Origin of the sequence: Pseudomonas fluorescens, assembly GCF_001307155.1 — a bacterium.
Taxonomy (GTDB): domain Bacteria; phylum Pseudomonadota; class Gammaproteobacteria; order Pseudomonadales; family Pseudomonadaceae; genus Aquipseudomonas; species Aquipseudomonas helvetica.
The window spans coordinates 2,048,619-2,065,982 of sequence record NZ_CP012830.1; the positions used below are offsets into that span (position 1 = coordinate 2,048,619).

At 60.2% G+C, this 17,364-nt stretch carries 15 protein-coding genes; 1 reads left to right on the forward strand and 14 read right to left on the reverse strand.

Translation table 11 applies throughout. The features are described 5' to 3' along the window. Positions 1-42: 42 nt before the first annotated feature. Entirely contained in the window at positions 43-432 is a 390-nt protein-coding gene (locus AO353_RS09345; RefSeq protein ID WP_054594664.1) for a DUF6124 family protein, read from the forward strand. 112 nt (positions 433-544) lie between these two features. Here the strand turns inward: AO353_RS09345 and AO353_RS09350 are convergent, their stop codons facing one another. The 14 genes from AO353_RS09350 to AO353_RS09405 all read right to left on the reverse strand — a co-directional run bounded on the left by AO353_RS09350 (position 545) and on the right by AO353_RS09405 (position 17,270). After that, positions 545-1,057, reverse strand: a complete 513-nt coding sequence (locus AO353_RS09350) for a DUF3304 domain-containing protein (RefSeq protein ID WP_054594665.1) — start codon at positions 1,055-1,057, stop codon at positions 545-547. A 114-nt stretch (positions 1,058-1,171) separates the two neighbouring features. Continuing rightward, entirely contained in the window at positions 1,172-3,784 is a 2,613-nt protein-coding gene (locus AO353_RS09355; protein WP_054594666.1) for a T6SS phospholipase effector Tle1-like catalytic domain-containing protein, read from the reverse strand. After that, complete coding sequence (locus AO353_RS29620; protein WP_102667306.1) at positions 3,769-4,266, reverse strand: DUF3304 domain-containing protein; 498 nt, start codon at positions 4,264-4,266, stop codon at positions 3,769-3,771. Before AO353_RS29620 ends, AO353_RS09355 begins: the two co-directional genes overlap by 16 nt. Positions 4,267-4,397: 131 nt before the next feature. After that, complete coding sequence (locus tag AO353_RS29625) at positions 4,398-4,880, reverse strand: DUF3304 domain-containing protein (RefSeq protein WP_371917661.1); 483 nt, start codon at positions 4,878-4,880, stop codon at positions 4,398-4,400. Between the two features lie 110 nt (positions 4,881-4,990). After that, positions 4,991-5,797: a DUF4123 domain-containing protein gene (locus AO353_RS09360; protein WP_054594667.1), complete on the reverse strand. Its 807-nt coding sequence runs from the start codon at positions 5,795-5,797 to the stop codon at positions 4,991-4,993. An 11-nt stretch (positions 5,798-5,808) separates the two neighbouring features. Beyond that, a complete protein-coding gene (gene tssI / locus AO353_RS09365; RefSeq protein ID WP_054594668.1) occupies positions 5,809-7,890 on the reverse strand; it encodes a type VI secretion system tip protein VgrG in 2,082 nt (693 codons plus the stop codon). Between the two features lie 21 nt (positions 7,891-7,911). After that, positions 7,912-8,919, reverse strand: coding sequence for a serine/threonine-protein kinase (locus AO353_RS09370; protein ID WP_054594669.1), 1,008 nt, complete (start codon positions 8,917-8,919; stop codon positions 7,912-7,914). Then, a complete protein-coding gene (locus AO353_RS09375; RefSeq protein WP_054594670.1) occupies positions 8,916-9,644 on the reverse strand; it encodes a PP2C family protein-serine/threonine phosphatase in 729 nt (242 codons plus the stop codon). The genes AO353_RS09370 and AO353_RS09375 overlap by 4 nt, the downstream gene beginning before the upstream one ends. Next, entirely contained in the window at positions 9,644-13,177 is a 3,534-nt protein-coding gene (tssM, locus tag AO353_RS09380) for a type VI secretion system membrane subunit TssM (RefSeq protein ID WP_054594671.1), read from the reverse strand. The genes AO353_RS09375 and tssM overlap by 1 nt, the downstream gene beginning before the upstream one ends. Before the next feature lie 14 nt (positions 13,178-13,191). Then, positions 13,192-14,067: a type IVB secretion system protein IcmH/DotU gene (gene icmH, locus AO353_RS09385; RefSeq protein ID WP_054594672.1), complete on the reverse strand. Its 876-nt coding sequence runs from the start codon at positions 14,065-14,067 to the stop codon at positions 13,192-13,194. 5 nt (positions 14,068-14,072) lie between these two features. After that, on the reverse strand, positions 14,073-15,404 hold the full coding sequence (tssK, locus tag AO353_RS09390; protein ID WP_054594673.1) for a type VI secretion system baseplate subunit TssK: 1,332 nt from the start codon (positions 15,402-15,404) through the stop codon (positions 14,073-14,075). A 2-nt stretch (positions 15,405-15,406) separates the two neighbouring features. Next, a complete protein-coding gene (gene tssJ / locus AO353_RS09395) occupies positions 15,407-15,907 on the reverse strand; it encodes a type VI secretion system lipoprotein TssJ (RefSeq protein ID WP_054594674.1) in 501 nt (166 codons plus the stop codon). Between the two features lie 5 nt (positions 15,908-15,912). Further along, on the reverse strand, positions 15,913-17,112 hold the full coding sequence (gene tagH / locus AO353_RS09400; RefSeq protein WP_054594675.1) for a type VI secretion system-associated FHA domain protein TagH: 1,200 nt from the start codon (positions 17,110-17,112) through the stop codon (positions 15,913-15,915). Positions 17,113-17,129: 17 nt separating this feature from the next. Further along, the gene (locus AO353_RS09405) at positions 17,130-17,270 is read right to left on the reverse strand and encodes a hypothetical protein (protein WP_008030659.1); all 141 of its coding nucleotides are present in this window, start codon (positions 17,268-17,270) and stop codon (positions 17,130-17,132) included. Positions 17,271-17,364 lie beyond the last annotated feature (94 nt).

Below are 17,364 nucleotides of genomic sequence, written 5' to 3' on the forward strand. Positions count from 1 at the left end.
CGCAAGCGAAACGGTGTCAGCTCCAATTACCGGAAGACACCAATGTTCAAGGTCACACCAAATCCACCAGAAGACCCAACCACCTCCCCCTACGAATCCCTCGATTCGAAAAAGCTCCACGAAGCCGCCGAACGCGCCCTCGACCACCACCTGGGCACGCCCCCACCCAAAATCCACCTGGCCGACGCCCGCAAAGGCCAACTCTTCATCGTCGCCCCCGGCGTCGACACCGACAGCCTCCTGGCCAACGCCTCCGAAGACATCGCCTCCATCAAAGCCATCGCCGGCGACCTCGCCTTCGAAATCGAAGGCTCCCGCCGTAACGTCGCCCTCGCCATCTACCGCATGGCCGAAGGCGCCCAACTGCTGATCGACCGCGCCATGGACAACCTCGACTCACCGAATCCGGTGGAGTATCGAGTTAAGGTGTAACTCTGGTTCAACGCACCTCGACTGATCATTCCCACGCTCTGCGTGGGAATGCAGCCCGTGACGCTCTGCGTCCCAAGAATTCGGAGTCAAAACACTTCATCACGACGCGCACTCAAGTGCCAGGACACACCTTCGGCTCGTCCATGCTCATGGGGTAGTTGTAGGGGTAACGCGGATCACCCCGTTTGATGTTGTCCACCGAAACACGTACCTGATCGCAGGGTAAAAAGTGGACTTTCAACGTGCCTGCTTCGGTGTATTGCGGGATATCGACAACGGTTCTATGGCGTGAGTACTGGCGCCTATGTTCCTCCATGCGTTTTGACCAAGCATCTGAGTAAGGACGTTCGGTCCACTTACCGTAGGAATAGGGATCAGGATCCGTCTCCCACTCAACAATTGCCCTCAACCCCGGCACCCAATGACGCGGAACCATCCCACAGCACACCTCACTGCCGCCCCCCTGATGCGGCCCCACATTCCCACCGCCAGCACCATTGACGCTAAACCAATTGATCGCCGCCGAGGTGTGGTTGTACCCCGTCACCGGCGCGGCCAGCATCTTCGACGGAGTGTTGCAGGCTGTCAGCGCCAGCAGGCTGAGCAGTAACGCTGCGTGTCTCATCAAGAAACCAGAAATATCGTCGACTCCTTCCTCTGATAACAGGCCCCGCCCCGAGAACCTGAAGCTAAAAATGCAAAGGGCGGCTCATCCAGAGCCGCCCTTTTCATCGTGTGATTACACGTTCTTTTCAGACGACTTCAACTTGCCCGCCTGATCGGCCACCATGTCCAGCCAGCCACCGGGCTTGTCCTCGTCGTTCGCCGCTTTCGCCACCAAACCGGCCAGCGCGCCAACGTCCTTCTTGCGGGCCGCTTCCACCGCTTCGAGCGCCTGATGCGCAGCCAGGATCTTCTGCAACGCCGGGGTATTGGCCGTACTGGCCGTCAACGGTTTCAACGGTGGCAAGGCAGCAACCTTGGCCGTCATATCACCCGGCGCCTTGGTGAAGGTCCGCAAAGAGTCGAGGTTGTCGAGCATCGGCAATGCGATACCGGTGAGCGGGTCGAAGGCGCTGATTTCTGGCAGACCGACTTTGCCGGAAAGAACAGGACGCACCACGTTCATCAGAGGGAGCGCCAGCAGCAATCGCGGATCGCGCTTTTTTATGCTCAATCCAATACTGGCCACGGCAATACCCACTCCGATTACGCGTCCGGCGGTCGCTACCAGCGATAGCTGCTTGTTGGATTCGTTATCGAAATGCACGAGGCGGATACGGAAGTAATCAGTGAAGGGTTCACGAGGTCCAATAGCGGACGTATTCATAAACCATGCCCGAGAGTCGTGGACCTGATCATCGAACAGTGCCACCAGGTCTTCCTGGCCCTGCCGGGGTTTGTTCGGCGCGCTGAACATCTCCTTGTAACGCTCCGTACCCTTATCATGAAGGTAGTTGTATTCCTCGGCTTCATCTTCTTCGTTGATTGCGTAGACCGTGCCACCAACCAACATATCGATGATGGTGCTGCCAATTCTCCAGTCATCCACGATGCCCCATTCTTTGAGGTAGTCATGGCGGAACTCGGCAGCGGCACCCAGCAGCTGGGCTTGATCGAGTGGTGGATCGAAGGCTTTTTCCAAACGCATATTGTCGACCTTCTCTTGGCCTACAAGCTGCACATTCGCCTGATATTCCTTTTCTTGTTCCTCGGTATAAGTCGGTAGCGGCTGCCCTTGGGCAGCGGCGGCGGACTCGGCGGAGCGACGTTCATGGATAGCAGTCCAGGCGTCTTGCTCGGCCTGGGGCATATCCTTTTCCACATTCGCGAAGAAGCCACGTTGCGCCAACCCACCAGCGTAGCGATCAATACGCCAAGCCGTGAGCAACGCCTGTTCGCGCTTCATCATTTCGTCGATCGTGCCGGCTTTGGCTTGGGATTGCCAAGCGTTGAAGCGCGTAACCAACGTCGAGCTAAAGTCGAATTCGTTTTCCGTTGCTTCATCCATACCACGAAAAGCCTCATGGACATCAGGAAGGAGAATTCTCCTCGGGACCTGCAACGGCGCCCCAACCTTGAATGCTTCCGCGTATAGATGGTGCAGAGCGATCTGCGAAAGTAGCTCTGCAGATCCCCCCATGGCCTTGCCCTGGTTTTTGGGTGAATAGCCGCCCCCTACATCTGAGTGCACGCCTGGATATACGAACTCTTCAGTACCGTCGCGATAGCTGGATGCCTGTTTGGTATCACGCTGACCCTCAGCGTTTCTTGGTCTGCGGCGGATAGAATCCAATGGAAAACTTGCACGCTGTTCGTGCGCTGACACCAAATGCACACAACGCTTTAGATAGTGACAGTCGTTTGGTAGCGCAGTGTTCATACACTTAGCTAACGCTTCATCGGGCAAACGCATTGTGTCGTCAGCCCACCCCATGTGACCGGCAGCGAACGGCATACTATCAGCCATACCGACAGCCGCTACTGTGTCGCAGAGGCCGAGAAATTCGATAGAAAGTGGCAATCCAGCAAAACGGTATTCTGTTTGGCCTGCGTCACCTTGGACACGCGTTAGAGTTTGCAGCCAATTTGCGAATGTTCGGGCCTCTGCCGCCCCACGAGAGAATCCGTAAACATACAACCGCATGGCCAGAATATGAGGTTTCTGCTCAGCCTCGTTGCGTTTAGCCAGAGCGCCTTCCAGCTTCTTTATCTCCGGGCGCATGGCGGCTTCGCGCTTCTTCTCGCCATTCTCAAGCAAACCACCCGTCACGAAAGTGACCAGCCCGGTAGCCATGGAATCCACAAGCGCTTGAGTTTCTGAAAGCTCAAGACGGGCACCGTCCAGAGTCTGTTTCAAAACATCAATTAGCCGCGTCAGCCCCCAATTAATGCGGTTTTCGCCACCAGTGGCAAACATCAACCCACCATCACTCGGTGTGTATTCACGTATATCCGGAAAAACCGTGCCTACTCCAGGACTGTAATAACGGAAGAACCCCTCTTGTTCTGTTGCAGGATCCCCCCCAAGGCTGGCGTGGAAGACCCGCGCGATATTGCTACACGACGACGGCACCGAGGCACTGTCAGCCTTGTCATTGTTATTAGTTCCATCAAACGCAATGGTGATATGCAAGGTCTTACAGCAAGGAGTACCACTATTGGCCTCGCCTTTGGCTTGCAGCTGTTTACGTTGTTGATTTCCGAACGCAACCTCGTCGCGCTTCTGCTTAGTAATGTTTTCTGAGAGAAGCTTTGGCTCCTTTGGAAGACGGCCTTCTGCCGGAAAGTTTGGGGCAACCAATGCGGTGTTTGGGGACGGTGAGGTGCCTTTGCTCATCGACTCGGACATACGGCCGGCTCCTTCACTTGAAAATAAGCTTTGTCGGGATAATTAGGGTTTGAAGGTGTAAAGCAAGTAGTAGAAACCTTGACCTCATCACAGGGCAGAAAGTGAACCTGCAACGCGCAGACCTTCTCTCCGTATTGAGGAATGCCCACTACGGCTCTATGTCGAGTGTACTTGGCGGCGTGTTTTCGATACTCCTCTCGATAAGCATCTGTACCTAAAGGAGGCCAATTTACAGATGCACCAGCATTAGGATCCTTCTCCCACTCTACGATAGCCTTCAAGTCCGGATTCCAAACGCGAGGCAGAACACCACAGCAAACTTCCGCGCCTCCACCTAAGTGTGGTCCCAAATTTGGACCTCCAGCTCCATTGACTGTAAATCGATTGATGGCCGCAGATGTATGGTTGTACCCAGTCACAGGCGCAGACAACATCTTCGATTCAGCCTGACAGGCACTCAACATCAGCACGCCTACGAACATCAGGAAAGCACGCGCGCAACGCGAGTTTCGGTAGCCAGCAACTTCCGGCAGATACCGCGTGGGCGAGCGTCGCTCCCACGAAAACTTGATTGGCATCAACGCCGCGAAAAGACGCGCCTTGATGCCTGTGTTTATGAGTGTGGACATACCTTCGGCTCCTCCATGTTCATCGGGTAGTTATAGGGGTATCCCGGGGTACCGGGTTTAATGTTGTCTGCAGAAACACGTATTTGATCACACGGTAAAAAGTGCACTTTCAGGGTTCCTGCTACTGTGTACTGGGGAATTTCCACAACAACCTTGTGATACGAGTACTGCTGTTTATGCGCCTCCATCCGCTTCCTCCAAGCATCGGAGTAAGGACGTTCGGTCCACTTACCATATGAATATGGATCAGGGTCCTTCTCCCACTCGACAATGGCCCTCAATCCTGGCGTCCAATTACGAGGAACGACACCACAGCAGGTTTGCTTGCCACCACCTTGATGGGGTCCCAAATTCGGCCCGCCCGCCCCATTTACCGAAAACCGATTGATCGCCGCAGAGGTATGGTTGTAACCCGTCACGGGTGCGCCCAGCATCTTCGACGGTTTGCTGCCACATGCCCCCAACATCAGCACGCACACGAATAACCCGGCCACGCCCAGCAACACCCGCCCACTCATCCACCGAACAGGCAATGCCTTCCCTGCAAGTGCAATGTGCTGACAGGCGTGAAGACGGTTCAAATCAACGGCCTCGGCGGTTCATCAATAACGAAGGGTGAGTTGTCGCGCAGCCATTGTTCGATGAAGGGTTGGCGTTGTTCCGGTTCCTTGAGGCCTTTCTGGTTGGCGGCCAGTTGGCTGTGGAACAGGTGGCGGATCAGGCCTTCCTTGCGGCTCATGCCGTAGTCTTGTGGCATGGCGCAGCGGTCGATGCGGTAGGTGTCGGCTTCGGTCCAGGCCAGCAGGTTGGCGACTTGTGGGTGGTCGAACACGATCATCTTGGTAGCCGGCGGCGGTGTGTGGCGCACGTAGTTGCCGGGCAGGCTTTGTGTTTGCTGGTCGCGGTCCAGCCAGTGCCAGGCGATGGCCGGGGCGTGGAAGGCCTGGCTCTGTGCCGGGGTGAGGGTTTCGCACACGGGCACAAACATCCGCGGTTCGTAGTAGCGCAACACGCCTTCAGAACGGCCCTGGTTCCACTGCGCCTGGGTGCAGCCGCGCAGGTGTTCGCTGAGCACGTCAAAGTCCCAAGGGCTGAACAACGCGAGCACATGTTGATTGCAGTCGATGGCGTTGATGAAGGTTTTCAGCCAGGGCTTTTGGACCTTGTCCACGCGCAGCAGCAACGGCCCGAAATCGGCAATCGCGACCTCCGGGGTGTTGTCGAACAGCTTCGCCAGTTTCGGCGCATCGGGCAGGCTCGCCAGCTCTTCCAGCAGCGGGTAGTCGAGGCTGGTGGCGTCGATCAAGAGGTCAAGGTGGTTGTGGCCCAACTGCTCGGCGTCGGCCCACAGTTGGTCATGCCACTGCGCATTGCTTGCGTACATGAAAACGTCCTTTATCGTGCCGTCAGGGCTTGGCTATTACGTTTGGCTCGGGCCAGGCATTCCTTGCAAACCGGCGGTGGCGGTATGGGCGTGTTGCCCAGCGCCTGCACCGGCGGCGCACCGGCAAGGTCTTTGTCTGCGGCGCCCGGCAAGCGCGGCGGCTTGATACCGATCCCCGTCCCGCTCCCCGCCAAGCCCCCGGCATTAATCTTCACCAGCGGCCCGACCACCGTCACACCCCCCGCATCCAGCTTGATAAAACTCCCACCTCCCTTGATGGTCAGTTCCGATCCGGCCTCGATGACCATTTTGTCGCCGGCCTTGAGGTGGATTTCTCTTCCGACGCTGGTCAGCTGTGCGGTGCCAATTTTGATGTGTTGGCTCTGGCCGATGGTCAGGTGGTCGTCCATCCGCGCTTCAACTTTGCGGTCGGCGAGGGTGGTGCGGTGTTCTTCGGCTTTGAGTTCGGTGTAGGTGTTCTTTTCGACGGTGTCGTGGCGTTCGTTGCCGACACGGATTTTCTGGTCGTGTTCGATGTTTTCATCCCAGTCGCGCTGGGCGTGGATGAAGATTTGTTCGGCGCCTTTTTTGTCTTCGATGCGCAGTTCGTTGAAGCCGCCGCCACCGGGGGAGCTGAGGGTTTTGAAGACGCTGCGGGTTTTGTTCGCCGGCAAGGCGTATGGCACCTGGTTTTCCTTGTGGTACAGGCAGCCGGTCACCAGCGGTTGGTCGGGGTCGCCTTCGAGGAAGGTGACGAGTACTTCCATGCCGACGCGCGGGATGGCGATGGCGCCGTAGCGGTCGCCGGCCCAGCTGCTGGAGACACGCAGCCAGCAGCTGGTTTTGTCGTCGGCCACACCGATGCGGTCCCAGTGGAATTGCACTTTCACGCGGCCGTATTGATCGCAGTGGATTTCTTCACCTTTGGGGCCGGTGACTTGGGCGGTCTGGCTGCCGAGCACGCGGGGTTTGGGGTGCAGCAACGCCGGGCGGTAGAACACGTCCCACGGGGTGGCGAGGAAGCGGTTGCGGTAGCCCTGGTGGAAGTCGTCCTTGTTGGCGGTGGTGTCGCTGGTCACCGACTCTTCGAGGACTTGCGGTTGCTTGCCTTCGTGGATGACTTCGGTCAGCAGCCAGAGGTCGTTCCACTCGCTGCGCGGGTGATCGGAGATCTCCAGGAAGTGGCCGCTGACCAGGGCGGTCTGGTCGCCATGGCCTTCGGCTTGCTGGTAGTCGGCGCGGTGGCGTTCCAGCGCCCGCTGGCTGAGGAACTTGCCGCGTGGGCGCTCGGTGAAGCGGCCCGGGTAGTCGTAGTCTTCCAGGTCCGGCTCGTCACGTTTGCCGTCGGGTTTGTAGGCCGCCTCCAGTTGCAGGCGCGGCTTTTCAAAATCGTAGTCGCGGCGCGTGGTGCGGCTGGTGCGGGTTTCCAGGCGTAGCGTGAAGCCTTTGATCACCGCCTCGTCGGCGACCATGCCGCTGCCCTGCACATAGGCGGTGGGCTGGCCGAGTTTCGGGAACACGGTCTGGTCGTCGCCGAACACCAGTTGGTGGCCGGAGGCCGAGTGCTGGAAGTGGTAGTGAATGCCCTCTTCCTCGCACAGCCGCTGGACGAAATGCAGGTCGGTTTCGTCGTACTGCACGCAGTACTCGCGATCCGGGCACGGCTGGCTCAGCTGGAAGCTGTAGGCGTTGCCCTTGATGCCGTGTTCTTCGAGGATCAGCGCGATGATTTTCGGCGCCGACATCTGTTGGTAGATGCGCTGGTTGGTGCGGTGGCGCAGGTATTCGAGTTGTGGCACCAACGACACTTTGTAGCGGGCCAGGCGCTTGCCGGCATCGCCTTGGGCAACACGATAGATCTGCCCGTGAATGCCACTGCCTCCGCCTTTGGAAGAAGCCGCATCGAAGGCGAGAAATGCCTGCTTGTGCAGCAGCGTCTCAAGGTCCAGATCGTGGTTTTCGCTGACCAGTTCCAGGTCGAAACGAAAGGTCTGGCTGATGCCTTCGGTGCCAGTGAACGACAGCACGTGCAGGTCACCCTGGAAGTCAGCCACGGTCAGACTGAAATGGGTTTCGTTAGAAGGGTTGAACATTGCTTGCTCCCTGTTCGGTAGTCATCCGTTGCGCCGATGCAGCCAGCGTTGCAGCCAGGAGGAAGTGGCGCCTAGGGCGTCACGCAGTTGTACGGCGGTGATGGTGCGTTGCGCCGCATCGAAAGCCAGCGCCGTGCGCAGCGCCGGCCAGCAGTGTTTCGGAAGGTGTTTGGGCGCTTGCAGTTCACGGTCCAGGCGTTCGTCACGAGCCTGGGTCGACGGCAAGCGGCGGAACGGGTGCTTACCGCCCGCCAGTTCATAGATCACGCAGGCCACCGCGAAGAGGTCGGCGCTGGCGGTCAGCGGCGCGCCTTCCAGCAGTTCCGGCGCGGCGTAGCCCGGCGTCCAGGCGTTGAAACGGCTGCGGCTCAAATGCGGCAGGCCGGGCAATATGCCCTCCTCGGCCTGGCCGAGGCCGAAGTCGAACAGGCGCACGCCCTCCTCGCTGAGCATCACGTTGCTCGGTTTCAAATCACCGTGCAGCACGCCGCGACCGTGGGCATAGGTCAACGCATCAAGCAGCGGCAGCGCGATGTCAGGCAATTCTTGCCACGGCAGGCCCAGGGGCCTTTCGCAGAGCAGTTTGTCCAGGGTCAGCCCGCGCATCAATTCCATGGTGATGAAGGCGCGCTGGCACTCGGTGTCCACTTCAAAGCTGTGCAAACGCACCACGTTGGCGTGGCGCAGGCGTCGGGTCAGGGCGAACTCGCTGTAGAGCAAGGCGCTGGCGTCCGGCGATTCGGCAAATTCTTCGCTGAGGATTTTCAGCGCTATAGACGGGTTGGGGTCGCCGAACTGTTCGTGCAGCAGGTCCCGTGCGCGATACACCGCGCCCATGCCACCGGCACCGAGCAAACGCTCGATGCGGTAACGCCCCACCAGCACGTCCGGCAACGCACCAACGCTGGCCCGGGTCGGCGCCACGGCACGCGGTGCTGCATGGGATTTGGCGAAGGCGAAGTAGGTCAGGTTGGCAGTTTCTTCGTCGCTGACCAGCAGCTCGTCGAGCACAGGATTGAGTTCACTCATTGACGGATCACCACGGCAGTCAGGTTGTCCCGTGCAGAGCCGCGCAACGCGCTGTCGAACAAACGCTCCAGCGCCACCTGCGGCGCGGTCAGGCTCAAGGCGTTGCCCAGCGCGTCGCTGCTCAAGCCCTGGTACAAACCGTCGCTGCACAGCAGAAACGCGTCACCGGGATAAACCTCGAGTTCGAGCACGTCCAGGGTCAATTGCTCGCTGGCCCCAACCGCACGGGTCAAGGCGCTGGCGGTCGGATGAGCCCGGGCTTGCTCGACGCCCATCTGTTGTTCGTCGATCAGTTGTTGCATCAGCGAATGGTCTTTGGACAGCTGATACAAACGCTGCCCACGCCACAGGTAACAACGGCTGTCGCCGGCCCAGATGCAGGCCGCGCGATTACCGTCCACCAACAACGCCACCACGGTGCTGCCCATGATGCTGTCATGGCGCCCGGCGGTGACGGTCAATTCCTGGCCCAAGCGGCGGTTGAGCCAGTGCAGGCACTGGCGCACGCCTTTGAGCCGCCCGTCGAAACTGTCTTCGACGGGCAATTCCGCCAGGCTGGCGACGATCAACTGGCTGGCGATGTCGCCACCCTGATGACCGCCCATGCCGTCCGCGACCACCCACAGGCCATGCTCCGGGCTGTCGAGGAAAGCATCTTCGTTGCGCGCCCGAACCTTGCCCGGATCGGTACGCGCCGCGCTGCGCCAGGGGCTGGCAACCAGCATCAGAGCTGCACCGGCATACGGAAGGTGCGCAACACGCCCATGTCGAACGGGTTCGGCGCGCGCTGGCTCATCAGCAGGTAGTTGGCACGCAGGCCACCCACATCAGCCTTGAGCACCAGCACGTCGCGACCGCTCAGGTATTCGGTCTGCATCAAATCGAACAGACGGAACAGCGACCATGGGCCGGTGTTTTTCTCGATGCCGATCGGGCGGCCGGCCATTTTTTCGAGGACCAGGCTGGTGCGACCGTCTTGCGCGTCGGTTGGCCATTTGAAGGCCACCGGCACGATCGGGCCATGACGGTATTCCATGGTCTTGTCGCCAAAGCGGAACTCGGAACGGCTGACAGTCGGGTCGAGGGTGTACGGCTCCAGTTTGAACTGCACCTGCGGCTCGGCCGGGTTTTCGGCAAAGAAACTTTGGCGGATCACTTGTGCCGCAGCCATCTGGTCGAGGTAGACCTTGGACATCGGCAGGCTGTGACCGTCGATGCTGCGCAGGCGGTAGTTGCCCGGATCGCCGCTGACGAAAGGCCGCATGTAGGTGTCGAAGAAGCGGTCGGCGATGCCCTGCGTCTTGAAGAACTCGCGGAAGTCGCTGATCGCAACGTCGCTGGTGCTGTGGGCGTTGAACGGGTAACGCTTGTTGATCGCCTTGCCATAGAAGCTGTACAGCTCGCTCTGGTAGCGCTGGTTGAGGTACTGGTAGGAATCGTTGAGTACCAGACGCCAGGTGTCTTCGGCCAGCACGTTGAACCACACGCTGATCGGGCGCGGCAGGCGACCCGAGGCGTTGCGCAAGTTGCTCAGCGCATCGCGCTGGCCGCTCATGCGGGTCTTGGCCATTTCGAACGCGGCCTGATCCGGGGCACTGGCTCGCGCCAGGCTGGACAGTTGCAGTTGCAGGTCGTTCAGCGCTTGCAGCGCCGGGGTCAGGTCGGCAGCCGGGCCGTTGTTGTCATCGAGCAAACGATGCAGCGGTTCGAAGCGCCGTTGCAGGGATTTCTTCGCGGTGTCCGGCAAGGTTTTGGTGGCCAATGCATCGCCCGCCTTGCCTGCCACGGCTGCAGCGACTTTACCCAGCGCACCGCCCTTCTTGGCGAGCAGTTTTTCCGCGGCATCCGTGACATCTTCAGTGTTGTCGACGGTGGCTGGGAAACGGGTGTTCTCGCGCACTTCCACCAGCATCTGCAGGACCGGCGAATTGGCGGACGTCAGCCCGGCCAGTTGTTCAGCACCTTCACCGGCGTCGTTGATTGGCCGCAATGCCACCTGGCCGACCGCTTCGCTCCAGAAGTTGGCGTAGTCGCGGAAGTACAGTTGCTCCAGTTTGACCATCAGGCGGCGCAAGTCCATGCCGCTCATGCCCGAGCCTTCGCCCAGCACCCAGTTGTCACGCAGGATGTCGGTGACCAGTGCCGAACCCTGGACCGAGAAGTACTGCTGATAACCCTGTTGGGTGTAGAACCCCGGGATCACGTAGTCGGTGCCGACGAACAGCGCGCCCTGTGGACCGAGGTGTTGGCTGAAGCGGTAATCCGGCAGATTGCGGGCCTGCTCACGCAGCATCCGGTAGACCACGGTGGCCAGCGATTCGCTGCGCAGAACCTGACGCGCCTGGGCGACCAATGCATCGTTGAGCGGGTAGATAAACGGCTGCTCGAGCAGGTGTTCGAAGTGCCCGTTCAGACCGTTCTGCACCGCGGTGTTGCCGGTGTAACGGACCGACCAGTCCTGAGCTACCCAATCTTTCAGCCACGCTGGATCGCGACGGTCCTTCATGTTCAGCATCAGGTAGGCGCGCAGGCTGTTGAGCAGCCGACCGCGGTCCTTCATGTTGTTGCGGATCTGCCCTTCAAGCAGTTGCGCAACGCGTGGCAGCAACTGGGTTTCAAGTTCACGCCGATACGCGTCCTTGACCACCGGGTTGCTCTCTTGTCCCTGATACAGACCACCGCGCTCGAACATCGACACATCGCCTTTAGGCGGGAAGACCTTGGTCGCTTCATAGCGGGTATCGAGGGTTTTAAGCACGCCCATCGCGTCATCGCGTGCCGTCAGCGCCGAGCGCTGCTGGGTCCAGGTTTGCGCCAGCGAACGCAGGTGTTCCAGGCGTTCGTAGTTGGCCGAGAAACCCGTTGCCCAAAGTAGGCCGAACAGCCCTAGCGCCGCCAGTGCACCGACGTACAACGCGCGCTGGCCCCAATGGATGCGGCTGCGCTCGCGCTTGTCCAGACCGGCCAGATCGGCCTCGGGGAAAATCACCCGGCTGAGCACGTGGTGGATGAACCGCGAGCGACCGCTGCGCAAGGTCGGCAACACGCCGCTGTCGATGCCCAGGTTGGCGCCAATGCCGGCGGTGCTCTGGTCCATCTGTTGCTTGAGGTGCGGCGCGCTGGTCAGGTAGAAACCGCGCAACTGGCTGACGCGCTGGTAGCGGTTGCCGGTGAACGCCATGTCGACAAACAGGCACAGGTGCTCGCCGATCTGCCCCAGTTGATGCGGGAAGTCGAGAATGCGACCACGGCGCTGGGTGTCGCGCTCCTGGTGCATGCGCATGATCACCTGGCTGTTGAGGCGACGCAGCAGCTCTTCGAACTCTGCGCGCAGCACGGCCACGTCGGTGCCGCTTTGCTCTTTGCGAAAGCTGGTGCCGAGTACCTGATCGCTTTCTTCGCGGGTCAGCTGATCGAAGAACTCGTCGAAGCCCAACAACTGGTCGGCCTTGCTCAGCACCAGATAGATCGGCAGGTCGACGTGCAGTTTCTGATGCACGTCTTGCAGGCGCGCACGCACCTGACGCGCCAGGGTGTCGAGGTCTTGCTCGGTGCCACTGAGCAGCAACTCAACTGGAATGGTCACCAGCACGCCATTCAACGGACGGTTGCGACGACGCTTGCGCAGCAGGTCGAGCAAGGTGGTCCAGGCGCTGCCGTCGACACCCACGTCCGGCTGGGTCAGGTAACGCCCGGCGGTGTCGATCAGCACGCCGTGGTCGGCGAAGTACCAGTCGCAATGGCGGGTGCCGATGGTGTCGCGGGTGAGTTTGCGGTCGATCTTGTTGATCGGAAACTCAAGGCCCGAGAAGTCCAGCAGGCTGGTTTTTCCGCTGCCCTGTGGACCGATCAGCAGGTACCACGGCAGATCGTTGCGCCAGCGTTCGCTGCGGCCCCGATACAGGCTTGAGGTTTTCAAGGTACGCAGTGCGTCTTTGAAACGCGCACGCAGCTCCTTTTGTTCCTCGTCGATCAGCCCTTCACGGTGAATACGCTCCTGGCCGTCTTCGGTTTCTTCGACGGCTTTTTTGCGCACACCGGCGCGCCAACTGACGAAGACCATGGTCAGGCCCCAGATCAGGAACAGCACGCTGATGGTCAGCAGGCGCGAGGTCGAGCCTTCCCAGAATTTGTAATCGTTGACGGCCAGCAGCGGTCCGACGAACCACACCAGCAGCGCCACGAACAGCACCAGCAGCAGGGTCCAGACCCAGGTCTTGCGCAAGAACGCGCCGACTTTCTTGAAAAGCTTTTTCATCACACGTCCCTGTTTTACGGCTTCGACAGCGGCTGAACTGCGGCTGGATCAAGCGGCTGATAAGGTTGCAGAACAGTGTCGCGCTGCTCGCCGAGTACCCAGGCAAAACCCGAATACATCACCACCAGGCACACCAGCGTAAACAGCGCCACCATCCACCACGGCACAATACGCACCAGGCTGCGACGCCTGTCGTTGAGGCCTTCCCAGTGCGGCGACAGTTCACGCGGTACGTCGCCGCGCAGCTGGCGAATCTGCCGGTAGAGCGCATCGCGAATGCCGTCGAGTTCCAGCATGCCGCGCGCCTGCACCCGGTACTTGCCCTCGAAACCGAGCGACAGGCACAGGTACATCAGTTCCAGCATTGGCAGGTGTTTGATCGGGTTCTTCGACAGACGATCGAGCAGCTGGAAGAATTTCTCGCCGCCAAAGGTCTCGTTGTGGAAGCTGCTGAGCAGGCTCATCTGCGACCACTCGCTTTCGTTGCCCCACGGGGTGGTGACCACTGCTTCGTCGACGACGGTGCAGAGCACGTAACGCGCAGCCATTACCTGGCTGCTCTCGGCGCCGTTGTGCAGCGCACGGACTTCGAAGAGTTTCAGCGCAGCCGTCAGCCGCTGGTTGAGCGCGTGCATGTCTTCGCGGGTGGCGCTGTGCTTGAGCCGCACCACTTCCGACAGCAGGTCGGACGACGCCGCCACCAGCGAGTTGAGGCTGATATTGAAGGCTTCCGCCGGGCGCAGGCGCGCGGCGTAGATCATCCGTTCTTCCAGTTGCTCGAAACGCGGCGGTGCCGCGAAATCGGTCAGCGGGCTCTGTGCCGGGCCATGGCCCTGACGATCCAGAAGGACGGTTTTGTCATCCTGGCTGTGATCCATTTCCTTGATCATGTCGGTCAGTTCCTGATGGCCCAGAATTTCAGTTCAAGCTCGGCAAATTCGCCGGACACGTGGAACGCGAAGCCGCCGGAGCGCTCCAGTTGTGCCAGGTCTTCGGAACTGAGCTCGAGGATGAAATAGGTTTTGTTCGAGTGGAACGGGATCTGCCGCGGCGCCACCGGCAAGGGTTTGACCTTGATGCCCGGCAAGTGCAGGTTGACCAGCTGGCGGATGCGTTCCACCGGGCCGACCTTGAGGTGTGCCGGCAGGCGATGCCGCAGCTCTTCGGAGTCACAATTGGCACTGGCTGCCAGCACGAACGACGCCGTGCCCAGCAGTTTGTGATCGTGCAGCGGCGACACGGTGATCCCGTATTGACGGGCTTGCAGCTCCAGTTCGATGGCGTGCTGTTCGAGCACCATCGACAGCACCTGACGAATCGCTTCCATCAGTTTGCGGAAGCTCGCGCCCTGGTCGCTGTGCTGATAGCGGCTGTCCAGACGCGGGCGTTTGCTGTCACTGGCAAAGGTCGACAGATCGCCGAGCATCGACAGCAACGTGCGGTACAACTCTTCCGGGTGAACCTGTTCCAGGCCGAGGTAATGGCGCAGGACCAGTTCGGTGCGGTTGATCAGTTGCAGCATCATGAAGTCGCCGACTTCCGCGCCACCGACCTTGCCGTTGGAGCGAATCCGGTCGGCAATGGTATCGCCACGGTGGCCGAGCATGCTGATGACTTCTTTGAGGCACGACAGCAGGTAGCCCGACGCGTGAGCGTGGATGAAGGTCGGGACGAAATCCGGATCGAGGCTGATCACGCCGTCGGGCGTGGTGTCGAGGACTTCGCAGATCTTCAGCTTCACGTAAGCCTGGTCGCTCTGCTGCTCGCCGAGCAACAAGCGGAAGTCCGGGCGCGCGCAGCTGACCTGGCTGCTGGAATCATCGCCGGCGTTGGAGTCGGCAACTTCCGCTTCGTACGCGGTGTAGCGCGCCAGCACGTCGGATTGCTCCAGGCGACGGGACTCGATGTGGTTACCGGTCACCAGCGGCAAGGCCAGGTAGATCGGCGTGTTGCCGGTGTTCGGCGGGACGTCGAGGGCCAGCGGTTCGGTGTTGCCACCGAGTTCGAACAGGCTGCCGTCCGGGAGAATCCCCGAGGCCTGGCTGATCACCAGCTTGCCCATGTTGAGGAACTGCAAGTCGATCTCGAGCCCCAGAAACCCCCAGGTGTAACTGCCCAGCAACTGGGTGCGGATTTTCATCTGGTTGTCGTAGTAGCGATCGTTGTGCTGGAAGTGCTGCGGACGCAGCAACATGCCTTCCTGCCAAATGACTTTATGCACGTTCATGTTCAGTCATCCGCCTTGGCGAGCTTTTGGTTTTTATTATGGATGCCGGTCTGATCGAGGGTCAGCTCGGCCACCGTCAGATCGGCCGGGGTGACTGGAACCACATAGCGCCATTGGGTTTCACGCAGATCGCGATACGCCGCGAGCACGCCGACGTAGCGGCTGCCGCTGTCGACGCTGAGCTTGAATTCGACGGCTTCACCCGGGCGCAATTCCAGCTCTTCGCTGGCCACCAGGTCTGGCGACAGGGATTCCTTGGCGCGCTCGTACAGGCTGAAGAAGTCAGCGTTTTCGAAGGCCACCGGGTGTTTGAGCTCTATCAGCCGCACGACAATCGGCGATGGTCGGCCATTCAGGTCCGGGTTGACCTGATCGCTGGCGGTCAGCTTGAGGTTGAGCTTGGTGACGGTGGAATACGGCGAAATCGACGAGCAGCCGGCCAGCAGCACCAGAGCGCTGAACGCTGTCAGCAGGTTGATTATTACGGCCTTGAAGCGAGACATGCGCATCATCCTTGGTGGTCGGTGTGTAGGGTGGAAATCAGGCGGATCTGTTCTTCGTAGGCCTGGGCGAAATCCCGCGCCAGCAGGCGTTCGCTCCAGTCATCGTCCTGACGCAGCGCCTGGTGATAACGGCCGTAGGCTCTCCAGCGGCTGCCAGAGGTGGCGAGCAGCGGCTTGTTGCCGTCGCGCTCGAAACGCAAGGTCAGTTGCTGTGGCGAGAAGTGTTCGAGGGTGCCGCGTACCGCCGCGCGGCTAGCGGTGAGCAAGGCCACCTGATGCGCCTGCAAATCACGGAACGCCCGCGAGATTGCCTGCCCGGCTGGCAACTGGCCGGGTTTGTCGCCCTGCAACAGAATGCCCAGCGCTTCGCTGGCATCGACGGCAAATTTCAGCGGGTTTTTACCGGTGCCTTGAACGGTGGTCTGCGCCAGACGCAGTTCGTTTTTCAGCTCCGACCGGGTGCGCAGGCTCTGCTGCAAACCGCCGACGCTTTGCTTGAGCAAACGCGCGGCATCGATCGCCAGGGCTTCGCGGCTGTCGTGATCGAGGCCTTTGAGGTCGACGCCCAGCGCATCACCGAAACGCTCCCAGAAGCCTTCGCTTTGACGCTCGATCGCCTTGGGTGCCGGCGCAGGTTCCGGCGCGACAGGTGCGGCCACCAGTTCCGGCACCAACAGGCTTTCCATGTCGATGCGCGCATAGTCGGCACACTGGCGCGGTTCCTGACGCGGCGCATTGAGGGCACTCAGTTCATCGATTTCCGAGTAGGCCCGTTCCTGTTGATCGAGCGCCATGAGTGGATCAAGGTCGAGAAACGCATCGTCCGGAATGGTGCTGCCGGCCGCTTGCGGGTGGCCGACTTCGGTATCGAAGGCCGCCGGGGCGCGTACCAGCCGCGCACGGATTTCGAAATCCCCCAGCACGTAGACGCTGCCGTGTTCAACGCGCTGCGCTTCACCCTTGCGCAGACGCGCGCCGCTTTCGCTGGCCTGAATACCGTTGCTGCTGGTATCGGTCAGGAAAAACCTGCCGTCGCGGTAGCTGATCAACGCGTGATGGTTGGACAGGTGACGCTTGCGGTCAGGAATGATCCAGTCGCAGTCCTCGCCCCGTCCGATCACACCGCCAGCCTGCTTGAAGGTCTTTTGGCACAAATCCGTAGGCACGAACTGCTTGGTGTTGAGCATTTCGAAAACCAGTTCCATGATGTCGCTCCTTGCGGTCACTTGCCGCGATTGACCGCCTGCGGATCACCCAGAGGGCGATAGGTGTTGTCGTTGAATTTGTAATTGCCGCTACAGCCCCCGAGGCCGCATAGAACGACGAGGGTCAACAGGACAGCTTGCCAGTGACGAACAGACATCAGAGGGTCTCCAGGGCTAAACAATGCACAAAGCACCGCCCCTTGAGGGCGGCACTGACAGAAGCAAAAGGGGTGGGTGTCAGGGCTCTAGCCT